Source organism: Aeribacillus sp. FSL K6-3256 (genome assembly GCF_037965805.1).
Taxonomy (GTDB): domain Bacteria; phylum Bacillota; class Bacilli; order Bacillales; family Aeribacillaceae; genus Aeribacillus; species Aeribacillus composti.
In genome coordinates this window covers 3,388,238-3,402,540 of sequence record NZ_CP150188.1, presented here as the reverse complement: position 1 = coordinate 3,402,540, position 14,303 = coordinate 3,388,238, and the positions used below count along the sequence as shown (strand labels likewise).

Below are 14,303 nucleotides of genomic sequence, written 5' to 3'. Positions count from 1 at the left end.
TAATTCATGTCCAAAGCGTATAGAGAAGCAGGTGTGGACATTCATGCGGGCTATGAAGCAGTTCGCCGCATGAAAAAGCATGTGGAAAAAACGAAGCGTCCCGGTGTTTTAGGAGGGATCGGCAGTTTTGGCGGAATGTTTGATCTGGCAAGCTTAGGATATAAAGAGCCGGTGCTTGTTTCTGGAACAGACGGAGTGGGAACGAAGCTGAAGCTTGCCTTTATGGCGGATAAACACGATACGATTGGAATAGACGCTGTGGCTATGTGTGTAAACGACATTTTGGCACAAGGTGCGGAGCCGCTTTTTTTCCTGGACTATTTGGGGCTCGGGAAAGCAGACCCTGAAAAAATTGAAAAAATTGTTAAAGGTGTTGCCGATGGCTGCCTGCAGGCGGGTTGTGCGCTCATCGGTGGAGAAACAGCGGAAATGCCCGGCGTATATGATGAAGATGAATACGACATTGCCGGCTTTGCTGTCGGTGTTGTCGAGAAAGAAAACATTGTCACAGGCGAACGGATCAAGCCTGGGCACTTTCTCATCGGCCTTTCATCAAACGGCATCCATTCAAACGGTTATTCACTCGTTCGCAAAGTGCTTTTGGAAGAAAATAAGCTTGATTTACATGAAATATACGAACCTCTAACCGAAACGCTCGGAGAAGAATTGCTAAAGCCGACAAAAATTTATGTTTCTTCCGTCCTGCCGCTTGTGAAAGCATATAAAGTTGACGGCATGGCCCATATTACCGGAGGAGGGTTTATTGAAAACATCCCGAGAATGCTTCCGGAAGGGCTTGGAGCAGAAATCGATTTCGGTTCATGGTCGATTCATCCAATTTTTTCCTTTATTCAACAGCAAGGAAATATCGATTTGTCTGAAATGTTTGAAGTGTTCAATATGGGAATCGGCTTTGTTCTGGCGGTCGAAGAAGATGTTGTTCAGCAGTGCCTCAATGAGCTTGAAAAGCTGGGAGAAAAGGCTTTTCTCATCGGCCGGGTAAAAGAAGGAAGCGGAATTCGGCTGAAAGGAGGGCCTTTTTCATGAAGCGGATCGCGGTGTTTGCATCCGGGAGCGGCTCTAATTTCCAAGCGATTGTAGACCATGTAAAGAGCGGGAAGCTAAAAGCAAATGTGATGCTTTTAGTCTGTGATAAACCCGGTGCTAAAGTAGTGGAGCGGGCAGAAAAAGAGCAGATTCCTGCTTTTGTTTTTGATCCGAAGCAATATGAGTCGAAGGAACAGTTTGAAGAAGATATTTTACAGCAATTGAGGCACTATCAAGTGGACTTTATCGTGCTGGCCGGCTACATGCGTTTAATCGGCCACACTCTTCTTGACGCTTTTGCGGGGAGAATTGTGAATATACATCCTTCCTTGCTTCCTGCATTTCCGGGAAAACATGCAATTGAACAAGCGCTCCGTGCCGGCGTAAAAATTACGGGTGTCACCATCCATTATGTTGATGAAGGAATGGATACAGGCCCGATCATCGCTCAGCGTGCGGTTGAAATCAGCGAAGATGATGATGCTAATACACTTGCAGAGAAAATCCATAAAATCGAGCATTCATTTTATCCTGAAACAATAGGAAAAATTTTAGAAAAATTAGAGGTGAAAGCATGACAATCAGACGGGCAATTGTCAGTGTATCTAATAAAGCAAACATCATTCCGTTTGTGCAAGAGCTTGTCAATCTTGGGATTGAAGTAATCTCCACTGGCGGAACGAAAAAGCTTCTTGAGGAAAATGGAATAGATGTCATTGGAATTCAGGAAGTAACCGGTTTTCCGGAAATTATGGACGGAAGAGTTAAAACGCTGCATCCTGCTATTCACGGGGGGCTGCTTGCGGTTCGCAGCAATGATAACCATATGAAGCAGATGGAGGAAAACGGTATTCAACCGATTGACTTAGTCGTTGTGAATTTATATCCGTTTAAAGAGACAATTGCCAAAGATGGCGTGACTTTTGAGGAAGCGATCGAGAACATTGACATCGGCGGGCCGACGATGCTTCGGGCTGCTGCAAAAAATCACCAAGATGTAGTAGTTGTCGTTGATCCTGAAGATTATCCCGTCATTTTAGCCGAACTGAAAGAGAACGGAGAAGTAAGCATAGAAACAAAACGGAAGCTGGCTGCCAAAGTATTCCGGCATACTGCTGCATACGATGCACTGATTGCGGAATATTTAACAGAGCAGGCAGGAGAAGAAGAGCCTGAATCGATTACTGTGACATTTGAAAGGAAGCAATCCCTTCGTTATGGGGAAAATCCTCACCAACAGGCAACGTTCTATAAAAAGCCGATCACGCCTCCATCATCTATTGCCGAAGCCATCCAGCTCCATGGAAAGGAATTGTCGTATAACAACATTAAAGATGCGGATGCGGCACTTAGCATTGTCAAAGAATTTGATGGACCGGCAGCGGTCGCTGTTAAGCATATGAATCCGTGCGGCGTCGGCGCAGGTGAAACCATTTTTGAAGCTTATAATCGGGCATATGAGGCGGACCCGACTTCAATTTTCGGCGGCATTGTTGCACTGAATCGTGAAGTTGATCAGAAAACGGCTGAAAAAATGAGCGAAATTTTTTTGGAAATTATCATTGCCCCTTCGTTTAGCCAAGAAGCTCTTGAAATATTAACGAAAAAGAAAAATATTCGATTGTTAACGATCGACTTTTCGAAAAAATTCCAACCGGAGAAGCAGCTGACATCTGTTTACGGCGGCCTTCTTGTTCAAGATCAAGATATTTATACGCTCGATGACGCGAACATTTCAATCCCAACAAAAAGACAGCCGACTGAACAAGAATGGAAGGACTTAAAGCTTGGCTGGAAAGTCGTGAAGCACGTCAAGTCAAATGCGATTGTTTTGGCAAAAGATGAAATGACCGTTGGTGTTGGTGCAGGCCAAATGAACCGGGTTGGTGCTGCAAAAATTGCGATTGCACAGGCTGGCGAAAAAGCGAAAGGCAGTGCACTTGCATCAGATGCGTTCTTCCCAATGCCTGACACCGTTGAAGAAGCAGCGAAAGCAGGGGTTACAGCAATCATACAACCAGGCGGATCCATTCGCGATGAAGATTCGATAAAAAAAGCGGATGAATACGGAATTGCAATGGTCTTTACTGGAGTCCGTCATTTCAAACATTAAGAAAGGGGATGACTGATGATGAAAGTACTTGTTATTGGAAAAGGGGGCCGTGAGCATGCGATCGCTTGGAAGGCGGCCAAAAGCCCTCTCGTTGAAAAAGTGTATGTCGCGCCTGGCAATGATGGTATGAAAGACGTTGCAATAAGAGTTCCGATTTCAGAAGAACAAACAGACGAATTGATCCAATTTGCCAAAACAAACAACATTGATTTAACCATTGTCGGTCCTGAAATTCCTTTAATGAACGGTATTGTCAACGAATTTGAAGACGCTGGATTAACTGTATTCGGACCGAGGAAAGAAGCGGCAATTATTGAAGGAAGCAAATCATTTGCAAAAAATTTAATGAAAAAATATAACATTCCGACTGCCAATTATGAAACGTTCTCTGATTTTGCCAAAGCGAAGCAATATGTAGAAGAAAAAGGCGCCCCGATTGTGATTAAAGCGGATGGGCTTGCGGCGGGAAAAGGTGTCGTTGTTGCGATGACAAATGAAGAAGCAATTGACACGCTGTCCGGCTATTTAAAGGAAAATAAGCTGGGAGAAGCAGGAAAATCCGTTGTAATTGAAGAATTTTTGACAGGTGAAGAGTTTTCCCTTATGGCTTTCGTAAACGGGGAAAACATTTACCCGATGGTGATTGCGCAGGATCATAAGCGGGCCTTTGACGGAGACAAAGGACCGAATACAGGTGGAATGGGGGCTTATTCTCCTGTCCCGCAAATTTCTGATGATGTTGTTCATGAGTCTGTAGAGAAAATTTTAAAGCCGGTAGCGAAAGCTTTGAAAAATGAAGGAGCGGCATTTACCGGTATTCTTTATGCCGGTCTCATGCTGACAAAAGACGGCCCGAAGGTGATTGAATTCAATGCGCGTTTTGGAGATCCAGAAACACAAGTAGTTCTTCCTCGGCTAAAATCAGACCTTATCGATGTGATGTTGAAAGTGTTAAAAGGAGAACCGGTTGAACTTGAATGGACAGATCAAGCGGTGTTGGGAGTCGTTGTGGTGGCGGAAGGCTATCCGGGCAGCTATAAGAAAGGAACACCGATCGGTTTGTTAAAGGTTGGTGCGGATGCCCTTTTATTCCATGCCGGAACAAAAGAGGAAGGCGGCCAATTTGTAACAGACGGGGGTCGTGTATACCTTGTGGCGTCATTTGGAGATAATTTAAAAAATGCGCAAGAAAAAGTGTACAAGCAATTAAAAGAGCTTGAGACGGAAGGTTTGTTTTATCGTAAAGACATCGGCTATCGCGCACTATAACGAATTTGGCTTTCAATATTCCGAACCGATGAATACTAATAAATAAAAGACATATCTACCACATATTTTATAAACCTTTCCAATGGGACAGGAGGTTGTTCCTGTCCTTTTCATTTTATAAAGGAATGTAATCGGCATTTTTGACATAGCTTCTTCTTAAACAACTTCCTATTTTGACCGCTCATTATTAAAAATAAACCAGCGTTTCTTCTATTAGGAAACGATCAATCAAGAAAGCCTCTGCACCGTTATCCCAAGTTCAAAATTTTGTAAGAAACTTTAGTGCTTTAATATTTTTCATATGTTAATATATAAAGTAACAGAGTCACTATTTTGAGTAATTACTTTTAATTGAGGAGGACTGAGCAGATCATGCGATCTGGTGCTTTTTGGAAAGCCCATGAAATTCGTGAACATATAGATGTCGTTTCAAATAGATTAGCACCAACCTTGTGGTTGAAAAATGCAGTATTTTTACATCCATATTTAAACCAGTGGGTGAAGTCAAATATTTGGATTTATAAAGACCGCATTATTTATGTCGGCAATGAGGAGCCAGAAAAAACAGCAAATACGGAAATATTTGATTGCAAAGGACTTTATTTAGTTCCTGGCTATATTGAACCGCACGCCCATCCGTTTCAATTATATAATCCTCATTCGCTTGCACAACATGTATCGCAAACGGGAACTACAACACTAATATGCGATAACCTATTTTTGCTATTACAATTCCCAAAAAAGAAAGCGTTTTCTTTTGTTGAAGATATGCAATCTTCTCCAGTTCAGTTTTTTTGGTGGGCCCGCTATGACTTGCAAACGGAATGCAGAGAAGAAGATCAACTTATTCCGCCAGATGTCGTGAAACAATGGATCGAGCATCCAGCCGTTATTCAAGGAGGAGAATTGACAGGCTGGCCAAAGCTTCTTTTAGGGGATGACTTGTTTTTACACTGGATTCATGAGACAAAAAAGGTCGGGAAGCGTGTAGAAGGCCATTTTCCAGGGGCTTCTCGAAAAACATTGACAAAAATGAAATTATTTGGTGTCGATTCCGATCACGAATCTATTAGCGGAGAAGAAGTATATAATCGATTGTTATGCGGATACAGCGTGCCGCTCCGCTATTCTTCAATACGGCCGGATTTGCCGAAATTGTTGGAAGAGCTGCTTGCATTTGGAGTTAATCGTTTTGACGAAATGTTTTTTACAACGGATGGTTCAACGCCTGCTTTTTATGAAAATGGAATGATTAATCAGACCATTCAAATAGCGCTGGAGGCCGGAATTCCAGAGTTTGAGGCTTATAAAATGGCAACGTACAATGTTGCTAGATATTATATGCTTGATTCAAAATTGGGAGTAATCGGTCCTGGTAGGTTAGCCTCCATAAATTTTCTGGAAGCGAAAAATAACCCGAACCCAGTGGCTGTTTTGGCGAAAGGGAAATGGATTCATAAGGACGGTCAGGTGTTTGATCATTTCCCTCAAGCAGACTGGAACAAATATGAAGTTGCACCGCTTGAACTTGATTGGGATTTGACAATGGATGATCTTCAATTTTCTATGCCGATGGGATTAAAAATGAGAAACACGGTTATTATTGAGCCGTATTCCATCACTATTGACAACTTCGTTGATGAACTTCCGCTAGATCATGACGAAAGCTTCCTAGCTGTCATCGATAAAAAAGGGAAATGGCGGATCAATACAATGTTAAAAGGCTTCGCAAAGGGGATAAAAGGCTTTGCAAGCACTTATTCAACGACTGGAGATGTGGTGTTGATAGGGAAAAACAAACAAGATATGATGCATGCATTTTCCAGATTGAAAGAAATCGGCGGGGGAATAGTAATAACGGAAAATGGCCAAGTGATTTATGAAATGCCTCTTAACATTAACGGCGCTGCGTCATCGAAAAAATTTAAAGATCTCATTAAGGAGGAAAATGGTTTAGTCCAAATTATGCGAGAAAAGGGCTATAAATTTTTAGACCCGATTCACAGCCTGCTCTTTTTATCCTGCACACATTTACCATATATCCGGGTTACACAGGAAGGAATTTATGATGTTATGAAAAAAACAATACTCTTTCCGACAATAATACGTTAAAATATAAAAGGGATAAATTAGTTAAGGTTGTGAATGAATGAAAAGAACATTGATTTTATTTACGATGCTTTTCTTTGTCTTTATAACAGCTTGCACAAATGAAAAAGAAAAAGAGAAAACAAATGACGAACCGTCATCATCTGAAAATCAGCCAGTTGAAAAAGAAACAGCCGTAAGCCCTTTGACAGGAAATGCTGCGACCGGAAGCATTGACAGCCGCCCAATTGCTGTCACGATTAACAACCATCCGAAAGCGAGGCCTCAATCAGGATTAAATAAAGCGGATATTGTTTACGAGGCTTTAGCTGAAGGCACGATCACGCGCTTTTTAGCCATTTATCAAAGCGAGAAACCAAAAATTATCGGTCCAGTCAGAAGTGCGCGGGAATATTTTGTCGATTTGAGTAAAGGGTATGAAGCAATTTATATCAGTCACGGCTGGAGTCCCACTGCTAAAGAAATGCTGGAGTCAGAGCACCTAGACTATTTAAACGGTCTGTTTTATGATGGTACGCTGTTTTGGCGGGATTCAACCCGGAAAGCTCCTCATAACTCGTATATTTCTTTTGAAAATGTCGTAAAAGGAGCAAAAGAAAACGGGTATTCAATGACAAAGGAAGTTGCCCCGTTGCCTTTTCTTTCAGATGAAGAAATAAGCGGCATTTCTGGAGAAGAAATGTTAGAAGCTGTTGTTTCCTATGGTTCTAAACCGGAATGGCGCATTAAATATGTATTCGATCAGCAGCTAGGCCGGTATAAGCGGTATTCCGGGGACGAACTGACAGTCGATCGCGAAACGGAAGAACCTGTTCTTTTAGACAATATTTTTATTGTCCAAACGGATCATCGTTTTCTTGATGATTACGGTCGCAGAACGATTGATTTAAACTCTGGGGGCGAGGGAATTCTTTTGCAAAAAGGTATGATGAAAAGGGTCGATTGGAAAAATGTGAACGGACGCATCCTTCCTTATGAAAATGAAGAACAAGTAAAATTAGTTCCCGGCCATACTTGGATCAATATCGTGCCAGATTTGGATAAGGCTTTTCAAAATTCAGCTGAGAAAGGAGAATGATGCATGCAAATTGACAAGCTGCGGGGGAGAGAGTTAGACCAATTGTTCCGGGCTATCCTTTCTTTAAGAGATTTGGAGGAATGCTACCGTTTTTTTGATGACCTTTGCACTGTCAATGAAATCCAATCGCTTGCCCAACGGTTTGAAGTTGCAAGAATGCTTCAGGAAGGCTATACGTATCATAAAATTGAAACAGAAACAGGTGCATCGACAGCGACAATCTCCCGGGTAAAGCGGTGCTTGAATTACGGAAATGATGCTTATGCAATGGCGCTTGAAAGAATTAAAGATGACAACGCTTCGTCATAAATTTGGGCTGCTGGGTGAAATCAGCAGCTCTTTTTTAGTTTAGAACTTTTAAAACTCTGAAAGGCTTCTTCAACATAGCTTAAAAAAACCCCCTCTCATATTAAAAAAACTCTTTCTAAACATCTACAGACTTTCATTGATTCCCCATTTTTTTGTCCTATTATAATTTGATATAATAATGAAATGGTATATGAAATGGAGGATTATGTATGTATGATGTGAACGAGTGGAGACATGTGTTTAAGCTCGATCCGGATAAAGCCATTTCCGATGAACAGCTTGAAAAAATTTGTGAATCAAAAACGGACGCTGTTATCATTGGAGGAAGCGACAATGTAACGGAAGATAATGTTCTTTCTTTGCTTTCGCGGGTGCGGCGTTTTCTCGTTCCATGCGTGCTGGAAGTATCGAATTTAGAATCGATTGTTCCAGGATTTGATTTGTATTTTATTCCGACGGTTTTAAACAGCCGAAATACTACATGGATTACGGAGCTGCATCACCAAGCAATGAAAGAGTTTGGTGACATTATGAACTGGAATGATATTTTAATGGAAGGTTATTGCATTTTAAATGGAGAGTGCAAAGCGGCAAAATTGACCGAAGCAAAGACGGAGCTTAATTTGGATGATATTAAAGCGTATGCGAGAATGGCGGAGAACATGTTTCATCTTCCGCTCTTTTATTTAGAATATAGCGGAACGTACGGCAATGTTGAAGCAGTAAAAGCAGCGAAATCGGTTTTAACGAATACTAGGCTTATTTATGGGGGCGGCATTCAAAATGCTGCGCAAGCAAAAGAAATGGCCGAGCACGCTGACATCATCGTTGTCGGGAATGCCATTTATGAAAATTTACAATCAGCGCTTGAAACCGTCCGCGCTGTCAAAGGGTAAAGAAAGTGAAAATGAGGTGAGTGTTGAATGCATTTTTTGACTGAGCAGCTCCTCTCAGGTTTGAATGAACAGCAGCAAAAAGCGACGAAGCATACGGAAGGTCCTCTTTTAATCATGGCGGGTGCAGGCAGCGGCAAGACAAGGGTTCTCACCCACCGGATCGCTTATTTAATGGCAGAAAAAGGAGTAGCACCTTGGAATATTCTTGCTATTACCTTCACAAATAAAGCAGCGAGGGAAATGAAAGACCGGATTGAACAACTGCTTGGCCCTGGTGCTGAGGAAATATGGATTTCCACTTTTCACTCGATGTGCGTGCGAATCCTTCGCCGAGATATTGACCGGATCGGCGTCAATCGCAATTTTACGATATTGGATACATCAGACCAATTGTCTGTCATCAAAGGGATTTTAAAAGAACGAAACATTGATCCTAAAAAATATGATCCTCGAGCTATTCTCGGCACTATCAGCAGCGCGAAAAACGATCTCATTTCCCCGGAGGAATTTGCTCGTCAAGCAGGAGATGTGTGGGAGCAAATTGTCAGCGATATCTATATCGACTACCAAAAAAAATTGTTGAAAAACCAAGCTCTTGATTTTGATGACCTCATTATGTCAACGATACTGCTTTTTCAACGTGTTCCAGAAGTACTCGAATATTATCAGCGGAAATTTCAATACATTCATGTTGATGAATATCAAGATACAAACCGCGCACAATACACGCTTGTAAAGATGCTGGCATCCCGTTTTCAAAATATTTGTGTTGTCGGCGATTCGGATCAATCGATTTATCGCTGGCGAGGGGCGGACATCGGAAACATTTTATCGTTTGAAAAAGATTATCCGAACGCTAAAGTGATTTTGCTTGAACAAAATTATCGTTCTACCAAGCGTATTTTGCATGCGGCCAATGAAGTCATTAAAAATAATATGAACAGAAAGCCGAAAAATTTATGGACGGAAAACCCTGAGGGGAAAAAAATTATTTACTACCGGGCTGATCACGAAATTGGGGAGGCCCAGTTTGTCGCCAAGCAAATTCAAGAGCTCGTCCAATCGGGCAAAAGAAAACTTTCCGATATTGCTGTATTGTACCGTACAAATGCACAGTCCCGTGTCATAGAGGAAGTGCTGTTAAAATCGAATATTGATTATAAAATTGTCGGCGGCATAAAGTTCTATGACCGGAAAGAAATCAAGGATATTCTTGCATACATGCGTCTAGTGGCAAACCAGAATGATGATATTAGTTTGGTGCGAATCATCAATGTTCCGAAACGGGGCATCGGGGCATCAACCGTTGAAAAAATAATGAATTATGCAGCCCAGCAAGGCATCTCGATGTTTGCTGCTTTAGAAGAAATGGAACATATCGGGGTCAGCACTCGTGCTATGAAAGTGTTGACGGAATTCCGTGAATTGATCCAGCAGCTGTCACAAATGCAAGACTATGTGTCCGTTACTGAGCTTGTGGAAGAGATTCTTGACAGAACCAGCTACAGGGAGATGCTTAAGCAGGAAAAAACATTGGAAGCCCAAGGTCGTTTAGAGAACATTGATGAATTTTTATCTGTAACTCAAAACTTTGAAAAACAAAATGAGGACAAAAGCCTTGTCGCCTTTTTAACGGATTTGGCCTTGATTGCGGACATTGACCGCATTGATGAAGAGCAATCGGAGCAGAAAGATTCCGTGTTATTGATGACGATCCATTCGGCAAAAGGTTTAGAGTTTCCGGTTGTATTTATGATCGGGATGGAAGAAGGTGTATTTCCTCACAGCCGAGCTTTGATGGAAGAGGCGGAAATGGAGGAAGAGCGCCGGCTGGCATACGTGGGGATAACGCGGGCAGAGGAAGAATTGTATGTAACAAATGCGAAAATGAGGACCCTTTTTGGAAGAACAAACATGAACCCGGAATCTCGTTTTATTGAAGAGATGCCGAAAGAGGTTTTAGAAGACTTAAATGAAAAGAAATCTCCAAAGCCGAAACCAAATAGAACAATCGGAGCGAAATCAACGGGAGGAGATGTAAAGGCTTGGTCAGTAGGTGATAAAGCCGTGCACGGAAAATGGGGTGTCGGTGTTGTCGTCCGAGTGAAAGGCGATGGGGAGGATCAAGAACTTGACGTGGCATTTCCAAGTCCTGTCGGCATAAAACGGTTGCTTGCTAAATTTGCACCAATTGAAAAAGTACAGTAACTATTTGAAGGAAGGAATTGACACATATGGACAAACGTACGGCAGAAAACCGTGTAAAAGAATTGCACAAGCTTTTGAATCAATATAATTATGAATATCACGTTCTTGACAATCCGTCTGTTCCTGACGCAGAGTATGACCGCCTCATGAGAGAACTAATAGAACTTGAAGAAAAATATCCAGAGCTGAAAACCCCTGATTCTCCCTCCCAGCGGGTGGGGGGCGCTGTTTTAGATGCTTTCCGAAAAGTGGCGCACCGCGTGCCGATGCTAAGTTTGGCAAATGCTTTTAATGAGCAGGACTTGCGTGACTTTGACAGGCGAGTCCGCCAAGCAGTTGGGGATGTCGAATATGTAGTGGAGCTGAAAATTGACGGGCTTGCGGTTTCCCTTCGATATGAAAACGGCCTGTTTGTACAAGGATCAACACGAGGAGACGGCACGACGGGGGAAGATATCACGGAAAATTTAAAAACGATCCGCTCGATCCCTTTGAGACTAAAGAAAAATTTATCGATGGAAGTGCGCGGAGAAGCATTTATGCCGAAAGCATCATTTGAGAAATTAAATGAGGAGCGCATTGCAAAAGGGGAAGTTCCGTTTGCCAATCCGAGAAACGCTGCCGCTGGTTCCTTGCGCCAGCTAGACCCAAAAATTGCCGCGAAACGAAATTTAGATATTTTCGTCTATAACATAGCAGAGCTTGGCGATACCGGAGTGTCTTCTCATAGTGAAGCATTGGACTTGCTTGATGAACTCGGCTTTAAAACAAATCGTGAACGCAGAAAATGCAAAAACATCGACGAAGTGATCGAGCTGCTTGATCAATTGTTGGAAAAGCGCTCTCAGCTTCCGTATGATATTGACGGAGTTGTAATTAAGGTTGATAGTTTGCGTCAGCAGGAAGCGCTTGGGGCAACTGCGAAAAGCCCGAGATGGGCGATTGCCTATAAGTTTCCGGCAGAAGAGGTGGTGACGAAGCTGCTGGATATTGAACTCGCTGTCGGACGCACCGGCGTCATTACCCCAACAGCGATCTTAGAGCCTGTAAAGGTTGCCGGGACAACCGTCAAACGAGCTTCCCTTCATAATGAAGATTTGATTCGGGAAAAAGATATTAAGCTTGGGGACTTCGTCGTCGTGAAAAAAGCCGGGGACATCATTCCTGAAATTGTAAATGTTCTTGTTGACAGAAGAACAGGCAATGAACAGGATTTTCGGATGCCTTCGCACTGTCCAGAATGCAATAGCGAGCTGGTCCGGTTGGAAGGAGAAGTTGCGCTTAGATGCATTAATCCAAAATGTCCGGCGCAAATTCGCGAAGGTCTCATCCATTTTGTTTCCCGAAATGCGATGAATATTGAAGGACTAGGGGAGCGCGTCATCACCCAATTGTTTAAAGAAGGCTTGATTCAAGATGTAGCGGATTTATACAAATTAACAAAACCCCAATTGCTTCAGCTTGAACGGATGGGTGAAAAATCAACGGATAATTTGTTGCACGCGATTGAACGGTCGAAGGAAAATTCGCTGGAGCGCCTTTTATTCGGTTTAGGCATTCGCTATGTCGGCGAAAAAGCCGCCAAGATTTTAGCAGAGCATTTTGAAACAATGGAGCGGCTGCAAAGCGCGACAAGAGAACAATTAATCAACATACCGGAAATCGGAGAAAAAATGGCTGATTCCATCGCTACTTTTTTTGAACAGCCTGAAGTAAAAGAATTGATTGAAGAATTAAAGTCGTTCGGCGTCAATATGACGTATAAAGGTCCGAAACGGACAAATTCAGATGAAGGGGATTCGTATTTTGCCGGTAAGACAATCGTTTTAACAGGGAAGCTTGCTGAAATGTCCCGCAATGAAGCAAAAGAACAAATTGAAGCAAGAGGCGGAAAAGTTACTGGCAGTGTGAGCAAAAAAACAGATCTTGTAATCGCTGGTGAAGATGCCGGCAGCAAGCTTGCAAAAGCTCGCGAATTAAACATAGAGGTTTGGGATGAGTCTCGTTTACTTGAAGAACTAAGGAAATAGGAGAGGGAAGGTACCTTGAAAAAACTTTTGATCATAGCGGCAGCGTGCATGGCTGTGCTCAGTGCATGCTCGCAGGACATTGGAGAACCGGAGCAAATTGTACAAGAGACGGAAGAATCAACGGAAGAAAAAGCAATTATTCCGAAATACAGAATTTCGGAAGATTATTATAAGATGCTCGTGCCTTTTAAAACGAGTGAAGCGCGAGGGCTTGTGGCAAGCAATCTCAATACAAGATTTGATGTTGATGAATTTGAAACTGGTCTTATGCGGATGGCCAGCGACAAGTTTCCAACGGATAAATATGTGTTTCAAGAAGGACAATATTTAGACAAAAAAACTGTCCAAAACTGGCTTAGCCGCAAGCTGGAAGGAAAAGATTTGGAAGAAGCGAAAAAAAAGGATAAATCTTTCAAAAATGAAGGTTTAAATCCGCCAGAAAGCTCCGAAAAAAGCCCCATTTATGTAACGCATATACTTGAACATAATTACCTTGTAAAAAAAGATGAAAAAACACTTGAGCTTGGCGGAGTGTCGATCGGTTTGGCCTTGAATTCTGTTTATTATTACCGCACGGAAGACGGCATCCAAAAAGAAAATAAAATAGACAAGGCCACCATTGAAAAGAAAGGGAAGGAAATCGCACAAGTGGTTGTGAAGAGGCTTCGAGATATAGAAGGATTAGAAAAAGTGCCGATTGTCGTTTCCCTTTACGAACAAGCGCCTAAATCTTCGATTGTTCCAGGGCACTTTTTTGCAAGAACAATCGTTGATGGCGGAAGCGAAAATATCGGAAAGTGGGAAAATATTAACGAAGAGTATTACTTTTTCCCATCTGAAGAGGGAACAAAGAAAAAACCGGATGATGCCAACACATTTAAACGTTTAAAAGGAGATATTGAAGACTTTTTCCCTAACTACACAGGCGTCATTGGGAAGGCTTTTTATCAAGACGGTGAAATGAAGCAAATGAAAATAGAAATACCGGTTCAGTTTTACGGAAAAACAGAGGTCATAGCCTTTACGCAATTTTTAACTGGAAAAGTTGTGGAATATTACAAAAACTATATTTCTCTGGAAGTGACCATCAACTCTTCAAGAGGTCCGGAAGCGCTCATCGTTAGAGAGCCAGGGCAGGACAAACCGACAGTTCATGTTTTTCAATAAAAAAACAGGTGATTTCAAAAAGGGGGGATTTTGAAATCACCTTTATATTGATCGTTTTTTGGCGGGCATTTGGTTAA

At 42.2% G+C, this 14,303-nt stretch carries 11 protein-coding genes; all 11 read left to right on the top strand.

Annotation, left to right across the window (positions count from 1 at the left end; all coding sequences use genetic code 11):
• Positions 1 to 6: 6 nt before the first annotated feature.
• The gene (gene purM, locus NSQ84_RS16385) at positions 7 to 1,047 is read left to right on the top strand and encodes a phosphoribosylformylglycinamidine cyclo-ligase (protein WP_066252090.1); all 1,041 of its coding nucleotides are present in this window, start codon (positions 7 to 9) and stop codon (positions 1,045 to 1,047) included.
• On the top strand, positions 1,044 to 1,625 hold the full coding sequence (gene purN / locus NSQ84_RS16380) for a phosphoribosylglycinamide formyltransferase (protein ID WP_066252087.1): 582 nt from the start codon (positions 1,044 to 1,046) through the stop codon (positions 1,623 to 1,625). The genes purM and purN overlap by 4 nt, the downstream gene beginning before the upstream one ends.
• Positions 1,622 to 3,160 carry a bifunctional phosphoribosylaminoimidazolecarboxamide formyltransferase/IMP cyclohydrolase gene (gene purH / locus NSQ84_RS16375; protein WP_066252084.1) on the top strand — a complete coding sequence of 513 codons (1,539 nt, stop codon included), beginning with the start codon at positions 1,622 to 1,624 and terminating at the stop codon, positions 3,158 to 3,160. The genes purN and purH overlap by 4 nt, the downstream gene beginning before the upstream one ends.
• Before the next feature lie 18 nt (positions 3,161 to 3,178).
• Positions 3,179 to 4,429 (top strand): phosphoribosylamine--glycine ligase, encoded by a 1,251-nt coding sequence (purD, locus tag NSQ84_RS16370; protein WP_066252176.1) that lies wholly within the window; start codon positions 3,179 to 3,181, stop codon positions 4,427 to 4,429.
• 372 nt (positions 4,430 to 4,801) lie between these two features.
• Positions 4,802 to 6,541 carry an adenine deaminase C-terminal domain-containing protein gene (locus tag NSQ84_RS16365; protein WP_066250763.1) on the top strand — a complete coding sequence of 580 codons (1,740 nt, stop codon included), beginning with the start codon at positions 4,802 to 4,804 and terminating at the stop codon, positions 6,539 to 6,541.
• Positions 6,542 to 6,578: 37 nt separating this feature from the next.
• Complete coding sequence (locus tag NSQ84_RS16360; RefSeq protein ID WP_066250766.1) at positions 6,579 to 7,616, top strand: DUF3048 domain-containing protein; 1,038 nt, start codon at positions 6,579 to 6,581, stop codon at positions 7,614 to 7,616.
• Positions 7,617 to 7,619: 3 nt separating this feature from the next.
• A complete protein-coding gene (locus NSQ84_RS16355) occupies positions 7,620 to 7,925 on the top strand; it encodes a YerC/YecD family TrpR-related protein (RefSeq protein ID WP_063388817.1) in 306 nt (101 codons plus the stop codon).
• Between the two features lie 209 nt (positions 7,926 to 8,134).
• Positions 8,135 to 8,821, top strand: coding sequence for a heptaprenylglyceryl phosphate synthase (locus NSQ84_RS16350; RefSeq protein WP_066250770.1), 687 nt, complete (start codon positions 8,135 to 8,137; stop codon positions 8,819 to 8,821).
• Positions 8,822 to 8,848: 27 nt separating this feature from the next.
• Positions 8,849 to 11,029 (top strand): DNA helicase PcrA, encoded by a 2,181-nt coding sequence (gene pcrA / locus NSQ84_RS16345; RefSeq protein WP_066250773.1) that lies wholly within the window; start codon positions 8,849 to 8,851, stop codon positions 11,027 to 11,029.
• A 26-nt stretch (positions 11,030 to 11,055) separates the two neighbouring features.
• Positions 11,056 to 13,059, top strand: coding sequence for an NAD-dependent DNA ligase LigA (ligA, locus tag NSQ84_RS16340; protein WP_066250775.1), 2,004 nt, complete (start codon positions 11,056 to 11,058; stop codon positions 13,057 to 13,059).
• Positions 13,060 to 13,074: 15 nt separating this feature from the next.
• Positions 13,075 to 14,226, top strand: a complete 1,152-nt coding sequence (locus tag NSQ84_RS16335) for a CamS family sex pheromone protein (RefSeq protein WP_066250778.1) — start codon at positions 13,075 to 13,077, stop codon at positions 14,224 to 14,226.
• Positions 14,227 to 14,303: the final 77 nt, after the last annotated feature.